General features: G+C 50.4%; 1 rRNA gene. It reads right to left on the bottom strand.

Annotated elements, in window-relative coordinates:
• Window positions 1-299 (bottom strand): 16S ribosomal RNA (locus tag ET34_RS0118870); the annotation flags it as partial.
• Window positions 300-413 lie beyond the last annotated feature (114 nt).

Below are 413 nucleotides of genomic sequence, written 5' to 3' on the forward strand. Positions count from 1 at the left end.
CTCAGACCAGCTAGGGATCGTCGCCTAGGTGAGCCGTTACCCCACCTACTAGCTAATCCCATCTGGGTTCATCTGATGGCAAGAGGCCCGAAGGTCCCCCTCTTTGGTCTTGCGACGTTATGCGGTATTAGCTACCGTTTCCAGTAGTTATCCCCCTCCATCAGGCAGATCCCCAGACATTACTCACCCGTCCGCCACTCGTCAGCGAAGCAGCAAGCTGCTTCCTGTTACCGTTCGACTTGCATGTGTTAGGCCTGCCGCCAGCGTTCAATCTGAGCCATGATCAAACTCTTCAATTTAAAGTTTGATGCTCAAAGAATTAAACTTCGTAATGAATTACGTGTTCACTCTTGAGACTTGATAATGCTTTTTCGTCTTGCGACGTGAAAGATATCAGTGCCCCGAGTGCCCAC

It is taken from the genome of Siccibacter colletis (genome assembly GCF_000696575.1).
Classification (GTDB): domain Bacteria; phylum Pseudomonadota; class Gammaproteobacteria; order Enterobacterales; family Enterobacteriaceae; genus Siccibacter; species Siccibacter colletis.